Annotated in this window: 13 protein-coding genes; 1 reads left to right on the plus strand and 12 read right to left on the minus strand. The window is 50.9% G+C overall.

Features of this window, described 5'->3' with window-relative positions; genetic code table 11:
• Nucleotides 1-26 precede the first annotated feature (26 nt).
• The 12 genes from nsrR to nnr form a co-directional block, all read right to left on the minus strand.
• Nucleotides 27-452: a nitric oxide-sensing transcriptional repressor NsrR gene (gene nsrR, locus RHD99_RS21420; protein ID WP_183272544.1), complete on the minus strand. Its 426-nt coding sequence runs from the start codon at nucleotides 450-452 to the stop codon at nucleotides 27-29.
• 162 nt (nucleotides 453-614) lie between these two features.
• Nucleotides 615-1913, minus strand: a complete 1299-nt coding sequence (locus RHD99_RS21425; protein WP_183272543.1) for an adenylosuccinate synthase — start codon at nucleotides 1911-1913, stop codon at nucleotides 615-617.
• A 102-nt stretch (nucleotides 1914-2015) separates the two neighbouring features.
• Nucleotides 2016-2213 (minus strand): DUF2065 domain-containing protein, encoded by a 198-nt coding sequence (locus RHD99_RS21430; RefSeq protein WP_183272542.1) that lies wholly within the window; start codon nucleotides 2211-2213, stop codon nucleotides 2016-2018.
• A 62-nt stretch (nucleotides 2214-2275) separates the two neighbouring features.
• A complete protein-coding gene (gene hflC / locus RHD99_RS21435) occupies nucleotides 2276-3280 on the minus strand; it encodes a protease modulator HflC (RefSeq protein ID WP_309876484.1) in 1005 nt (334 codons plus the stop codon).
• Nucleotides 3281-3282: 2 nt separating this feature from the next.
• A complete protein-coding gene (gene hflK / locus RHD99_RS21440) occupies nucleotides 3283-4545 on the minus strand; it encodes an FtsH protease activity modulator HflK (RefSeq protein WP_183272540.1) in 1263 nt (420 codons plus the stop codon).
• A gap of 74 nt (nucleotides 4546-4619) precedes the next feature.
• Complete coding sequence (gene hflX / locus RHD99_RS21445; protein WP_183272539.1) at nucleotides 4620-5900, minus strand: ribosome rescue GTPase HflX; 1281 nt, start codon at nucleotides 5898-5900, stop codon at nucleotides 4620-4622.
• A gap of 75 nt (nucleotides 5901-5975) precedes the next feature.
• Entirely contained in the window at nucleotides 5976-6284 is a 309-nt protein-coding gene (gene hfq / locus RHD99_RS21450) for an RNA chaperone Hfq (RefSeq protein WP_034461169.1), read from the minus strand.
• 102 nt (nucleotides 6285-6386) lie between these two features.
• Nucleotides 6387-7334: a tRNA (adenosine(37)-N6)-dimethylallyltransferase MiaA gene (gene miaA / locus RHD99_RS21455; protein WP_183272538.1), complete on the minus strand. Its 948-nt coding sequence runs from the start codon at nucleotides 7332-7334 to the stop codon at nucleotides 6387-6389.
• Nucleotides 7327-9222, minus strand: coding sequence for a DNA mismatch repair endonuclease MutL (mutL, locus tag RHD99_RS21460; protein ID WP_309876488.1), 1896 nt, complete (start codon nucleotides 9220-9222; stop codon nucleotides 7327-7329). Before mutL ends, miaA begins: the two co-directional genes overlap by 8 nt.
• A gap of 9 nt (nucleotides 9223-9231) precedes the next feature.
• Nucleotides 9232-10569 carry an N-acetylmuramoyl-L-alanine amidase AmiB gene (gene amiB / locus RHD99_RS21465; RefSeq protein ID WP_309876490.1) on the minus strand — a complete coding sequence of 446 codons (1338 nt, stop codon included), beginning with the start codon at nucleotides 10567-10569 and terminating at the stop codon, nucleotides 9232-9234.
• 13 nt (nucleotides 10570-10582) lie between these two features.
• Nucleotides 10583-11044 (minus strand): tRNA (adenosine(37)-N6)-threonylcarbamoyltransferase complex ATPase subunit type 1 TsaE, encoded by a 462-nt coding sequence (gene tsaE / locus RHD99_RS21470; protein WP_183272535.1) that lies wholly within the window; start codon nucleotides 11042-11044, stop codon nucleotides 10583-10585.
• Complete coding sequence (gene nnr, locus RHD99_RS21475) at nucleotides 11037-12563, minus strand: bifunctional ADP-dependent NAD(P)H-hydrate dehydratase/NAD(P)H-hydrate epimerase (protein ID WP_309876493.1); 1527 nt, start codon at nucleotides 12561-12563, stop codon at nucleotides 11037-11039. The genes tsaE and nnr overlap by 8 nt, the downstream gene beginning before the upstream one ends.
• Here nnr and queG point away from each other — a divergent pair.
• On the plus strand, nucleotides 12562-13701 hold the full coding sequence (gene queG, locus RHD99_RS21480) for a tRNA epoxyqueuosine(34) reductase QueG (RefSeq protein WP_309876495.1): 1140 nt from the start codon (nucleotides 12562-12564) through the stop codon (nucleotides 13699-13701). The genes nnr and queG overlap by 2 nt on opposite strands.
• The last annotated feature ends 231 nt before the right edge of the window (nucleotides 13702-13932 follow it).

Raw genomic sequence — 13932 nt, forward strand, 5'->3', positions numbered from 1 at the left:
TTGTCATCTGCTGAGGAAATCGTAATTTATTCCACCAGCAATAATTTGTAGAGCGGTTGGTTTTGGTCCACCAAATCGGCCAGCGTGTGCTTATCTAGCTCTGTTAGAAAGCTTTGCACCGCCTGGGCCAGTGCCTGTTTCAGGCGACATGCGGGTGTAATATGACAAAACTCACTACTACAGTTCACCAAAGAAAGCGGTTCCAGCTCGCGCACCACATCACCAACGCGGATAGATTCCGCCGGTTTGCCGAGGCGAATGCCACCGTTTTTGCCGCGCACTGCCGTCACGTAGCCTGCACGACTGAGTTGATTGATGATTTTCACCATATGATTACGTGACACGCCGTACACCTCTGTCACCTCAGAAATGCTAGTCATCTTGCCTTCTGGCAAAGACGCCATATAAATCAAAGCACGTAAACCGTAATCAGTAAAACTCGTTAACTGCACATCAACCTCTTGGGTGGGAGGGGAAACACTTGTCGCCATTGTGGCGATATATTGATGATAAACCAGCCGTATGTTTGGCGGCTAATTTATTTAACGGGGAAGGTGGATAAAACGACAGGGGGAAAACAATATGGGGCGTGCCAGGCACACCCCATCACACAATTATGCGTCGAACGGATCGCGCAGAATCATGGTTTCAGAACGGTCTGGACCAGTAGAAATAATATCTACAGGAACTTCAGTCAGTTCTTCAATACGTTTGATGTAGTCCAGCGCTGCCTGAGGCAAACCACTACGCTCTTTCACACCAAAGGTGGTTTCGGACCAACCTGGCATCGTTTCGTAGATTGGCTCGATGCCTTCCCAGTCGTCCGCAGCCATTGGGGTGGTGGTCACTTCGCGACCATCTGGCAGGCGGTAACCGATGCAGAGTTTAACTTCTTTCAAGCCGTCCAGTACGTCCAGCTTGGTCAGGCAGAAACCTGACAGGGAGTTGATCTGCACTGCGCGACGCACAGCAACGATGTCCAGCCAGCCTGTACGACGGCGACGACCCGTTGTTGCACCGTACTCGTTACCTTGTTTGCACAAGAACTCGCCGATGTCATCAAACAGTTCAGTAGGGAATGGACCTGCGCCAACGCGAGTCGAGTACGCCTTGATAATCCCCAGAACGTAATCAACATAACGTGGACCGATGCCGGAACCTGTTGCCACGCCACCCGCGGTGGTGTTGGAAGAGGTTACGTACGGATAGGTACCGTGATCGATGTCCAGCAGCGTGCCTTGAGCACCTTCGAACATGATGAAGTCGCCGCGCTTACGTGCCTGATCCAGCAGATCGGACACATCAACTACCATGCTGGTCAGAATGTCAGCCACTGCCATGACATCGTCCAGGACTTTCTGGTAATCAACCGCTTCAACTTTATAGAAGTTAACCAGTTGGAAGTTATGGTATTCCAGAACTTCTTTCAGTTTGTCTGCAAAGGTGGCTTTGTCGAACAAGTCGCCAACGCGCAGGCCACGACGGGCCACTTTGTCTTCGTATGCAGGACCGATACCACGACCGGTAGTCCCGATTGCTTTAGCACCACGAGCTTTTTCACGAGCCACATCCAGCGCTACGTGATAATCAAGGATAAGTGGGCATGCTTCAGATAACAGCAGGCGCTCACGTACCGGAATCCCACGGTCTTCCAGCTCTTTCATCTCTTTCATCAGTGCAGCAGGAGACAGCACAACGCCATTACCGATGATGCTGGTAACGTTATCACGCAGAATACCTGATGGAATAAGATGAAGAACGGTTTTTTCACCGTTGATTACGAGAGTATGGCCTGCGTTGTGACCGCCCTGGTAGCGCACAACATATTTAGCCCGTTCAGTCAGGAGATCAACGATCTTCCCTTTACCTTCGTCACCCCATTGGGTGCCCAGTACGACGACGTTGTTACCCATTTTTCAAAATCACCGTTTGCTTAAAAAAGGATTCTACCATCGGTTTCCATGATGATCAGCCCTTTTAGTCCACAAAATGACAATCAGTATCCTGAATGATATTCAGCCACTCATACGACTCAACATATAGTAGATAACGACTCCCGCAACCACTAGTCCACCACCAAAACGGCGCAACGTGTTGTCGGGAAGCTGAGTTAAAGCGGCAATCATTCGGCGCCACATACGCGGATAAAGCACTGGCCCGAGTCCTTCGAGCACTAAAACTAACGCTAATGCCATCCAGATAGTCGAATTCATATTTCCCTCAAACACCAATAAAAAAGAGCCGGTTAGACCGGCTCTTGTATCACTCGCGAAGATTAACGTGAACTGTTCGCTGGTGTTTTCATGTAACGGAAGAAATCACTCTCCGGACTTAACACCATCACGTCCTGACCAGAGTTGAAGCTTGCCTCGTAAGCACGCAGGCTACGAATAAAGGCATAGAAGTCTGGATCCTGGCTGAATGCGTCAGCAAACAGTTTGGCAGCTTCAGCATCACCTTCACCACGGCTAATACGACCCTGACGCTCAGCTTCTGCCAAAGTACGAGTGACCTCGTAGTCGGCGGTAGCACGCAGCTTCTCAGCTTCTTCCTGACCTTGTGAACGGTGACGACGAGCAACAGCTTCACGCTCTGCACGCATACGGTTGTAGATGGCTTCAGAAACTTCTGCTGGCAGGTTGATCTGCTTGATACGCACATCGACCACTTCGATACCCAGCGCTGCCATACTGTTCGGGTTAACCACTGGCACTTTGCCTTTGGTTTCCGCCGTTACACGCGCAGCAGCCGAGGCAATGGCATCGTCCGCAGCAGGTGTTGACACTTCATCATCAGCGCCCGCTGTACCAGAGTTCAGCGCATCACGTACATCCAGAGTCAGACGGCCACGAGAATCAGTCACGATGTCTTTCACATCAAGACGACCAATTTCAGAACGCAGACGGTCACTAAATTTACGTTTTAACAGCACTTCTGCCTGAGAAACATCACCACCACCGGTTGCCAGGTAGTAACGACTGAAATCGCTGATACGCCATTTGATGTAAGAATCAACGATCAGGTCTTTTTTCTCTTTGGTAACAAAGCGATCGGCCTGGTTGTCCATGGTCTGAATACGCGCATCAAGCGTTTTTACCGACTCGATAAACGGTACTTTGAAATGCAGACCTGGCTCATAGACCACGGGTTTGTTTTCATCGTCACGCAACACTTTACCGAAGCGTAACGTAATCCCGCGCTCGCCTTCCTGTACCACGAAGACCGAGGTAAACAGCACTACCAGCACGATGATAATTAAAGCAATGACTGACTTACGCATCGTTATTCACTCCCTACGCGCTGGTTATCAGTGCGCTGTGCATCGGCACGGCGCTGATCCATGATATCGCCCCGACTTGATGAGGACTGTGTGCTGGCGCTACCGCTGCTAGAGCTGGATGCCGGCGGCAGACGTAACAAGTTGTTTGCCGCACTGGTGTCACTCTTTGCTGCAGGTTGTGAGCCACCTTTCAGCATCTGATCCAGAGGCAGAACCATCAGGTTGCCACCTTTGTCGTTAACCAGAACTTTACGGGTATGGCTAAGCACTTTTTCCATGGTTTCGATATACAGACGCTCACGGGTAATTTCCGGTGCGGCTTTATATTCCGGCAACATCTTGGCAAAGCGAGCAACTTCACCCTGCGCTTCTAACACGGTCTGTGTTTTATAAGCACGAGCTTCTTCAAGAATACGCTGCGCCTGACCATTAGCACGTGGCTGAACTTCGTTGGTATAGGCTTCTGCTTCACGGATATATTGCTGTTCGTTTTCACGTGCGGAAATCGCATCATCAAACGCAGCTTTCACCTCTTCCGGCGGACGAGCAGCCTGGAAGTTGACGTCCAGCAAGGTGATACCCATGTTGTACGGGCGAATGGTTTCTTCCAGCTCGCGCTGAGTATCATTACGAATGATGGTACGACCCTCTGTGAGGATCTTATCCATGGTGTATTTACCAATTACACCACGCAGTGCGCTGTCGGTAGCCTGTCGCAGGCTGTCGTCTGCGCTGGTTACGCTGTACAGATAGTTGCGTGGATCGGTCACACGATACTGGACGTTCATTTCGACACGAACCACGTTCTCATCGGACGTCAGCATCACACCAGAAGCCGCCAATTCGCGGACTGCTTCAACGTTGACTGCTGTGACTTTGTCAATAAAGGTCGGTTTCCAGTTCAGGCCCGGCTCAACCAAATGGCTGAATTGACCAAAACGCGTCACAACACCACGTTCAGCTTCTTTAATGGTATAGAACCCAGTTGCAGCCCAAATAACCACGGCTACAGCAGCAACGATGCCGACCATACGGCCACCGACGTGAGGACGCGGAAGTTGTGAAGAACCACCACCGGTACCACCACCACCGCTTTTACCGCCACCAAGGCCGCCGAGTTTTTTGCTTAATTTCCGGAAGATATCATCCAGATCAGGAGGCCCCTGATCCCGCCCTCCTTTCTTCTCCCCAGAGTCGCCGCCAGGTTTGCTGCTTCCCCACGGGTCGCGGTCCTGTCCGTTATTACCGGGCTGATTCCACGCCATGTTTATGCTCCATATTTGTTGTGCGGTGATATCCCCCGAAGGGGAAAAAGTCTTCAGGACATTCCCTTGACTTGCTAGACAATATAGTCAGCGAGTGCCGGTTCTTGTTTACAGAGGCGGCGCCAGTCAACAATAGGCATACGAATTTGTAAGCCAACACTGCCGTCCTCCTCCATCCACTCTTTTTCTATTGCCTGAAGCTGATAAAAACGGCTTCGCAGTCGCCCAGCCTGGGGGGGCAAGCACAATGTATGTTGTGCAATTTCACCAGATAAACGCTCAGTCAAAGCCTGGAAAAGCAGTGGAACGCCGTCACCGGTCTGGGCAGAAAGCCAGACCCGTATCGGCATATTTTCATCATCTCTGTCGATACGCGGAACAAAGTCATCCAACATATCTATTTTATTCATCACTAGCAGAGTAGGAATTTCATTGGCCTCAATCTCTTCGAGAACGGTATCAACCGCGGCAATGTTTTCCTGGATCCTGAGGTCGCTTGCATCAATGACATGTAATAACAATGTCGCCTGACGCGTTTCCTGCAAGGTCGCTTTAAAGGCAGCCACTAAGTCATGTGGCAGATGACGAATAAAACCTACTGTATCTGCCAGAATGGTTTCGCCAACATCCACCACGTCAATACGACGCAATGTTGGATCCAGTGTGGCAAATAACTGATCTGCGGCATACACGTCTGCAGCTGTTATTTGGTTAAACAGAGTGGATTTACCGGCGTTGGTGTAGCCCACAAGAGAAACGGTTGGAACGTCAGCCTTGGCACGCGATCTTCGCCCTTGTTCACGCTGTTTTTCGACTCGTTCTAAGCGACCAAGGATCTGCATTATCCGATTGCGCAGCAAGCGGCGGTCGGTTTCGAGCTGAGTTTCCCCAGGTCCTCGTGAACCTATCCCCCCACCCTGACGCTCAAGGTGGGTCCAGCCGCGTACAAGGCGAGTTGCCATGTGACGTAACTGAGCCAGTTCAACTTGCAACTTACCTTCATGGGTACGTGCACGTTGAGCAAAAATATCTAATATCAGGCCGGTTCTGTCGACGACACGACATTCACACAGCGCTTCGAGGTTACGCTCCTGAGCTGGAGACAACGCATGATCAAACAAAATGACCGATGCCCCAGTGGCTTTCACTGCATCGGCAATTTCACTTGCCTTACCTTCACCAACAAAATACTTCGGGTGAGGAGCTTTACGGCTACCAGTAACGACCTCTAACGCTTCGACGCCAGCTGAAGAGACCAGGGATTCAAACTCATCCAGATCTTCTTTATTTTTGTCTTGCGTAAAATAGATGTGTACCAGCACCGCCTGCTCACCGGCATCATAACGGTCAAACAAGCGTATAACCTCTCAAAAAGACCAGCGGGGAACCCAGCATCCCTGGTTCCCCGGCTTGGAAAAACAACGTTAGCCTTATTCGGCGTCTTCGTTGTCTTGTTGTGGCGCAGAACCTTGCGCACTTCCACCATGGTGGTAGCTGCCAGAACCGCTAGTACCGGTGTTATTGCTGTGATGAGATACCGGACGAGACGGAACAACAGTTGAAATCGCGTGCTTATAGACCATCTGGCTAACCGTGTTTTTCAACAGGATCACAAACTGATCAAAAGACTCAATCTGACCTTGCAGCTTAATACCATTCACCAAATAAATAGAAACTGGAACACGTTCGCGACGCAGTGCGTTCAAGAACGGATCTTGTAATGATTGCCCCTTAGCCATTCTATCTTTTCCTTATATGCTTGTTGTTTGTAACTCAAGAACCCTGAGGCTCTGAAAAACTGCGTAAGATACTGCGCACCATAACGATTCAATTGTACACATTCATTGATGCTTCGCACTAACTACCTGTACTACTTCGTTGTAAGACTGAGACGGATTATCACTGTCTAACCAGTGAACCCCTTCCCAACCTCGCAACCAGGTCATCTGTCGCTTAGCCAATTGTCTCGTCGCGCAAATACCACGATAAACCATTTCATCATGTGAAATTTCACCCGCCAGATAAGACCACATCTGCCGGTAACCCACACAACGAATGGAAGGCATGTCCGTATGCAAATCACCACGGGCAAAAAGAGCCCGTACTTCAGCTTCAAATCCGGAAGCTAACATCTGATGAAAACGCTGCTCAATTCTTTGATGGAGCAGTTCACGGCTCGCCGGGGCGATGGCGAACTGATGCACCTGGTAAGGCAGAGCTTCTCCTGACGTTTGTGTCAGTTCCGTTAAAGTTTTACCCGAAATGAAAAAAACTTCCAGTGCTCGGGAAAGCCTTTGTGGATCATTTGGATGAATACGAGCAGCGGCTACCGGATCAACCTGTGCCAGCTCACGATGCAACGCATCCCATCCTTGCTCTGCCGCCTGTTTTTCTATCCGCTCCCTAACGTGTGGATCGGCGGATGGCAACGGCGATAAACCTTCTAACAATGCCTTGAAGTAGAGCATCGTTCCCCCTACTAACAAGGGGATACGTCCGCTCGCGGTAATTTCCGCCATTTCAGCCAGCGCATCACGCCGGAAATCTGCGGCGGAATAAGACAGTGCCGGATCGAGAATATCAAGTAACCGATGCGGAGCCTGGGCTTGTTCTTGTGCCGTTGGCTTCGCTGTACCGATGTCCATCCCTTGATAGATAAGGGCCGAATCGACGCTTATCAACTCTACCGGCAACGTTTTACGCAAATTAATGGCTAACGCTGTCTTACCTGAGGCCGTCGGCCCCATCAGAAAAATTGCCTGTGGCAGGTTTTGCTTAACTTCAGTCATGTTTCAGGGCGTTCATCGCCAATTGTAAATCAACAGGTTGTAACAAACCGCCAGGTGGTGATTTCACCAGCTGCGGACAAAGGCGCTCCACATCAGCGAGCAGGGCAATAGCCTGCGCCTGGTTCCATTGCTCATGAGAGCCGTCCATTTGACGAGCAAACCATTGAGCAATCTGTGTTGCGTTAACCTCTGTCTGTTGCGCCAGGTATCCTGGCAGTTCGTGAATCAAGATTTGTAAATTTTGTTTACGCAAAGGTAAAGGTACCGTGCGAATTGTTATTTGACGCGACTCCACTACAAATTCGATGCCCATTTCCAGCAAAAGCGGCTGATTTTTCACCAAAACGTCCTGCTCTTCTTTGGTGACTTTTAAACGAACAGGGATCAGTAATGGTTGAGCTCGCGCACCTTCACTACCAGGTACGAGCTGCGCCATTCTCAACCAGCGCGCAGCGACGCTCAGCGAGAACAGCATCAATTTGCCATCGCGTTCCAATAGTGCGACATCCGGCGCAAGAACCGTCAGCACGCGGCCAAAACTCTGCGCATGTGCATCTAACACGTCGAATACTTCAGGTTCAGCAACACGATTTTCCACCGCAGGTGCAGGCGTATTCAGTAATTCGCGGTACAGCGCGCCTTCTTTCTTTTGAAAACCCGGTGCCGCATGGGGCCACAACGGTGCACTTTTATTCGTGCTACCGCCACTATCCCCAGTGAAATTTTGCCCAGAACTGCGAGGTGCAGTTTCACGATATGATGCTTCGCGATGTGCCGTCGCGGGAGTCGGCGTCGCAAATTGATTACGCCCCGACGCCACGCGGTTTTCGGGTTCCCAGCGCGGCTGCGGATCTTCGGCTGATTCCTCCAGCGGCAGACGATTTTCACTCTGCTGCTGTAAGACGCTCAGCACCCCCTGGTAAATAAAATCATGCACCAGGCGCGACTGATGAAAACGAACTTCATGCTTAGCCGGATGCACATTCACATCCACTTGATGGGGGTCAATTTCAAGATATAGCACAAACGCGGGTTGCTGAAGGGCCCCAAGTTTATCTTCACAGGCCTGGCGAATCGCATGGTTGATCAGGCGATCGCGCATCATACGTCCGTTCACATAGCAGTATTGGATGTCAGCTAATGCAGGCGTCGTCGCTGACGGTTCAGCCACCCAGCCTCGCAGCGCCAAATCACCATGCTGCCATTCGATGGCCAACGCGTGTTCGAGGAACGCGGTGCCACAAATCGCCCCAAGGCGTCGCTCACGTGGTGCGCCTTCCGCGACTGCACGATATTGGCGTATCACTTTGCCGTTATGCGTGAGATTAATCGACACATCAAACCGCGCCAGCGCAATACGTCTGACGATCTCATCAATGTGGTTAAATTCGGTTTTCTCGGTGCGCATAAATTTGCGACGTGCTGGCGTGTTGTAGAACAGGTCCAGCACTTCGAGCGTCGTTCCAACCGGATGCGCGGCGGGTTTCACCGTCACATCTTGCTCGCGCCCTTCGGCATAGGCCTGCCACGCCTCGCTTTGTTCAGCGGTTCGTGACGTTAACGTTAACCGTGCAACCGAGCTAATACTCGCTAGCGCTTCGCCACGAAAACCGAGACTAATAATGGCCTCAAGGTCATCAAGTGTGGCGATTTTACTGGTGGCATGACGAGCCAGCGCCAGTGCCAGCTCATCTTTTTTAATTCCACAGCCATTGTCGCGGATGCGAATAAGCTTGGCGCCACCGCGTTCGATATCAATATCAATCCGCGTCGCGCCTGCATCAAGGCTGTTCTCAACCAACTCTTTCACCACCGACGCGGGGCGCTCTACCACTTCGCCAGCAGCAATCTGGTTGGCAAGTTGCGGCGGCAAAACCTGAATCGGCATGAAATATCCTTATTGAGTAATCGCGACCTGATCAATACCCACGCCAGAGCGTGCGGTCTGAGAAGATTCAGGGGCAGATTGTAACGGATGCGTCTGGAAATAATCCCTTAACCCTTGATAAATAGCCTGGGCAATTTTTTGCTGATAGTCATCGCTATCCAGCAGACGCTCTTCCGAGTTATTACTGATAAACCCGGTTTCCACCAGCACAGAAGGAATATCAGGGGAACGCAATACCCCGAGGCTCGCATGTTCAGGACGACGTTTATGTAACGCTCCTACTCGCTGCATCTGCGACAGAACTTTGGTTGCCACATCATACCCGACACGCTGCGAATGGCCGAATTGCAAATCCAGTACCGCCTGGCTGAGATAAGGGTCAGCCTGGCTGTTGGCCAGCACGTCACCCGCACCGCCGAGTAGCTCAGATTGTTTTTCGTGTTGCTCGAGCCAACCCGCCATTTCGCTATTCGCACGTCGATTTGATAGCACCCAGACTGAAGCCCCGGTTGCATCACGATTAGGTGCGGCATCAGCATGAATCGAAACCAGGATATTGGCGTTCTGCTTACGAGCTACATCCGAGCGCCCCATTACCGAAATGAAATAGTCGCCATCGCGGGTCAGCACGCCTTTAAACATCGGGTCGTCATTAAGCAGTGAGCGAAGTTTACGCGCAATCGAGATGGTGACGTTTTTCTCTTTGGTGCCACCTGGCCCAATTGCGCCAGGATCTTGACCACCATGCCCGGCATCGATAGCGACTACGACAGCATCGGATTGGGTGCTGACACGCTTAGGGTGTTCTGTACGTGCGGGGTGCATCGCAGTATTCGAACTTATTGCGCCAGTAACGGTTTGTGAATTAAAGGGATTTTTTGCTGGTTCCGTTGAGCGAGTAACCGCTGGCATTTCAACGCGTTTGGCCACGACTGGCGGCGGAGGTGGCGGAGGAGGAACATCAGCATTGATGGTAAACACTACCGTGTAATTAGCACCATTTTGCTGTTTCACGGCGCGCGTTTTACCCGCCTCGGTGAGATCAACAACAAGACGCAGGGAATCGCTATCTTTCGGTTGCCCCGAACGGATGCTTTTCACCAGGTTATTGCCACTGAATAGCAATGGCAGACCTTTGATCACGCCGGTTTGTTTGATGTCCAGAGCAACGCTTTTCTTATCATCCTGAGAAAATGCATATTCAGGGTCGCCAATAAAACTGAACGTGATTCTGGCCTGAGAATCACCGTTTGATACCTGAATATCTGCCAAATTTGCGGCGCTGACCTGTGACGTCAACACCAGTAAACACACAGCCATCAACCAACTTTTTACGCGATAGATCATCCCGTCATCCTTGTTATTTGGCTAACCGCGCCAGTAACGACTCACCAGATGAGGAAACTGCTTTCAGACACGCTTCGCGCCCGTCAGCCTGGTAACTTAGGTGGATTTCGACATCCGGTTCTGGAAGCACACCCTGACCTTTTTGCGGCCACTCCACCAGACTGATAGCGTCATTAGTGAAATAGTCACGAATTCCCATAAACTCGAGTTCTTCTGGATCGGCAAGTCGGTACAGATCAAAGTGATACACCATTAATTCGCCGAGCGTGTAAGGCTCCACCAATGTATATGTTGGGCTCTTAACGTTCCCTTTATGGCCTAGCGCTTGCACAAAACCGCGGCTGAATGTGGTTTTCCCCGCGCCCAGGTCACCATACAAATGAATGACGGTAGCACCGACACAGGCTTTAGCCAGACAGGCGCCTAACGCTAATGTCGCGTCTTCATCAGGTAATGCGATAACTCGATTAATCATTTTCTTTGCTATTCAAATCCGGGTTAACAAAAGGGTACAGCATCGTTAATAAGTCGCTTGCTAACATGCCACGTGTACCGTAGCGATGGGCCAACAAGTCAGCTGCGGCTCCATGAGCAACGCATCCAGCGCAAGCTGCATCATACGGGGTTAGCTTCTGTGCCAGCAATGCTCCGATAATTCCGGATAGCACATCCCCCATTCCACCACTGCCCATCCCAGCATTGCCCACATCAATGATTGCGCATTCACCGTGTTGGCTGGCAACAACCGTACCGGCACCTTTTAAGACCACAATTCCGCCATAACGTTTTACCAGGCGGTCTGCTGAAAGTAAGCGGTCACTCTCAATTTGAGATATAGGGCAATTTAATAACCGGGCAGCTTCGCCAGGATGCGGCGTAATCACGCGATTCTGACGTTTATCGGGATTGATTGCCAGAAGGTTCAACGCATCGGCATCCCAGAGCATCGGTTTGCGGCTGTTCTCTACTTTTTGCAGGGCTTTTTTTCCCCATTCTTGTAGCCCTAAACCTGGCCCTATGACCACGACATCTGCCCACTCAAGGCATTCATCCAGTGAATGTGGTGTCAGTTCCTGGACCATTAATTCAGGACGTGCAGTCAGCAATGGAGCGACGTTCTCAAAACGAGTCAACACCTTGACCAGGCCCGCTCCTGCACGCAATGCGGCCTCACCCGTCATGCGAATCGCGCCCGCCGTTCCGTGGTCGCCACCAATAATCACCAGACGCCCGTTACTACCTTTGTGCGATGTCGGTTTTCTTGGGTGTAGCCAGCTGGATAATTGCGCGCTATCCACGCGAGAAATTGGCGCGGTCTGTCCGCTCAACCACTCTTCAAGACCGAGCGCATTGAAATGCAGCGTTCCCACGACATCACGCGCTTTTCCAGTCAGTAAACCAGGTTTGAGGGTAATAAACGTAAGGGTATGAGACGCGTGAATCACCGCACCGGGTGTTTCACCTGTTTCTGCAAGCAAACCGGAAGGTATATCAAGCGCTATGACGGGCGCTGAACACTGATTACACTTTTCGATAAGCTGTGCGGCAGCTTCGCGCGGAGCGCTATTCAGACCTATTCCCATCACGCCATCAATGACAAGGTCGATATCATCAGCCCAGAGATGTTCCGCTGCATGTATGACGCCCGCAGCATTCAGCCAGGCTTCCCGCGCAGTGGCGGCTTCTTCTGGCAATGCTTTATCACTTTCTAGCGCCAACAATGTCACACGGAGCCCGGCAGCCTGAGCGAGGCGAGCCACCACGTATCCATCACCGCCGTTATTCCCATGCCCGCACACCACGAGCCAATGCTGACTCTGTGGATAGAGTTCGCGAGCCAAATTAAACGCCGCCGCTCCCGCCCGCTGCATCAATTCATACAGCGTTAATCCTAAGTCATCTGCTGCCTGCTTTTCCGCTGTACGTAGCCAGTCTGCTGACCAGACTGAGTGTGGTATACTTTTAGCGGTTATTTTTAGGCTCAGGTCCGTCATGTCACAGCCCCTCGATCTCAATCAATTAGCGCAAAATATTAAACAGTGGGGAATCGAACTCGGCTTCCAGCAAGTGGGGATAACCGATACCGATCTCACCGCCAGTGAGCCCGCGCTTCAGTTGTGGCTGGATAAACAATACCACGGCGAGATGGACTGGATGGCTCGTCACGGCATGATGCGTGCCCGACCTCACGAATTGCTCCCCGGTACATTACGTGTGATTAGCGTGAGGATGAACTATCTTCCAGCTAATGCCGCGTTTGCATCAACGCTCAAAAATCCCAAAATTGGCTATATCAGCCGTTATGCCCTGGGACGCGATTACCACAAACTCCTGCGTAATCGGCTCAAAAAACTGGGTGAAATGATCCAGTCACACTGTTCCACGCTGAATTTTAGACCTTTTGTGGATTCAGCGCCGCTTCTTGAGCGCCCTCTGGCTGAAAAGGCCGGCTTGGGTTGGACAGGTAAGCACTCACTTATCCTCAATCAAGAAGCAGGCTCGTTCTTTTTCCTGGGCGAATTGTTGGTCGACATTCCTCTTCCTGTTGATCAAGCAATCGAGGAAAAGTGCGGGCGCTGCGTGGCCTGCATGACAATTTGCCCTACCGGCGCAATTGTTGAGCCTTACACCGTGGACGCCAGGCGTTGCATCTCTTACCTGACCATTGAACTGGAAGGGGCAATTCCTGAAGAGTTCAGACCGTTAATAGGTAACCGCATCTATGGTTGTGACGATTGCCAGCTGATTTGCCCGTGGAACCGTTTTTCGCAATTAACCGTAGAAGACGATTTTAGCCCGCGCCGCGCGTTGCATGCACCGCCACTCGTTGAGCTATTTGGCTGGAGTGAAGATTACTTCCTCCGCGTGACGGAAGGTTCAGCGATTCGACGGATTGGACATTTGCGCTGGCTGCGAAATATTGCTGTGGCGATGGGCAATGCACCCTGGGATGAAACAATTTTGGAAGCGTTACAACAGCGAAAAGGTGAGCACCCACTTCTTGATGAACACATTGACTGGGCGATTGCGCAACAATTAACCAAGCGAAGCGCGGATGCTACGGAAGTCCAGCTACCGCAAAAACAGCGTCTGGTCCGCGTCATTGAAAAGGGGTTAAAACGTGATGCGTGACATGTCCACAGGATGTGAATAAAAATTAGAACACCTTATGGCGTAAAAAGAAAAAAAACGTCAAGCGATAGAGTTAACATTTCTAATTATTTAAAACATGATAAAAATCAATAGCTTAAAATATTCATGTAAAAGTTAAGAAATAATTAGCAATCTAAGAGAAAGGAAGCGAGCTGTGGATAACTCTGTTTACAACAATTTATCAGGAACGTAAAAACCACCACCGACGCT

The sequence above is a fragment of the Buttiauxella selenatireducens genome (assembly GCF_031432975.1).
GTDB lineage: Bacteria > Pseudomonadota > Gammaproteobacteria > Enterobacterales > Enterobacteriaceae > Buttiauxella > Buttiauxella selenatireducens.

What these genes read in the sequence shown, in the direction of transcription:
- hflC (WP_309876484.1), bottom strand. Translation starts at nt 3,280, where the DNA reads ATGCGTAAGTCAGTCATTGCTTTAATTATCATCGTGCTGGTAGTGCTG.
- hflK (WP_183272540.1), bottom strand. Translation starts at nt 4,545, where the DNA reads ATGGCGTGGAATCAGCCCGGTAATAACGGACAGGACCGCGACCCGTGG.
- mutL (WP_309876488.1), bottom strand. Translation starts at nt 9,222, where the DNA reads ATGCCGATTCAGGTTTTGCCGCCGCAACTTGCCAACCAGATTGCTGCT.
- miaA (WP_183272538.1), bottom strand. Translation starts at nt 7,334, where the DNA reads ATGACTGAAGTTAAGCAAAACCTGCCACAGGCAATTTTTCTGATGGGG.
- RHD99_RS21430 (WP_183272542.1), bottom strand. Translation starts at nt 2,213, where the DNA reads ATGAATTCGACTATCTGGATGGCATTAGCGTTAGTTTTAGTGCTCGAA.
- queG (WP_309876495.1), top strand. Translation starts at nt 12,562, where the DNA reads ATGTCACAGCCCCTCGATCTCAATCAATTAGCGCAAAATATTAAACAG.
- tsaE (WP_183272535.1), bottom strand. Translation starts at nt 11,044, where the DNA reads ATGATTAATCGAGTTATCGCATTACCTGATGAAGACGCGACATTAGCG.
- amiB (WP_309876490.1), bottom strand. Translation starts at nt 10,569, where the DNA reads ATGATCTATCGCGTAAAAAGTTGGTTGATGGCTGTGTGTTTACTGGTG.
- hfq (WP_034461169.1), bottom strand. Translation starts at nt 6,284, where the DNA reads ATGGCTAAGGGGCAATCATTACAAGATCCGTTCTTGAACGCACTGCGT.
- RHD99_RS21425 (WP_183272543.1), bottom strand. Translation starts at nt 1,913, where the DNA reads ATGGGTAACAACGTCGTCGTACTGGGCACCCAATGGGGTGACGAAGGT.
- nnr (WP_309876493.1), bottom strand. Translation starts at nt 12,563, where the DNA reads ATGACGGACCTGAGCCTAAAAATAACCGCTAAAAGTATACCACACTCA.